At 60.4% G+C, this 457-nt stretch carries 1 pseudogene; it reads right to left on the bottom strand.

The features are described 5' to 3' along the window. A pseudogene (locus I5G_RS09415) lies at positions 1-457 on the bottom strand (Rieske (2Fe-2S) protein); the annotation flags it as partial.

Here is a 457-nt window from a genome sequence, read left to right as displayed (position 1 = left end):
CGGATCTCCTGCTGCTTGTAGGCGTCGGCAGTCTCCACCTCGTTCTTGGTGGCGGTGATGATGCTGTGCAGACCGTGGTGCTTGTCGGCCAGCGAGCGCGCTTTCATGCCCACGCGGAAGATGTTGAAGGTGGTGTGGAACAGGTGCAGCAGGCTGGCGTGATAGGGATCCTTGACGTTTTCCAGATAGAGCTTCCAGTTCGACTTGGAGTACTGACGGGTGCAACCCAGATAGACGATGGGCTTGTGGAAGATGCGATCGATCCAGGGGCGCATCTCGGCGCCGATATAGTCGGGCAGTGCTTCCACGGTTTGGCTGAAGGTGGCGAACACCAGGCCTTTGTAACTGTCTACGCGCAACTGGCGCAGACCGTGGCACTTGGGATCGAAATCCTTGGCCATGCCGGAGGCACCCTTCTGGCCACGGCGGAACGGCACGCCCAGCAGGTTGCCACGGG

Origin of the sequence: Microbacterium sp. B19 (assembly GCF_000333395.1) — a bacterium.
Classification (GTDB): Bacteria; Actinomycetota; Actinomycetes; order Actinomycetales; family Microbacteriaceae; genus Microbacterium.
The sequence above is the reverse complement of the archived record's forward strand: the minus strand, read 5'-3'. Positions and strand labels throughout refer to the sequence as shown.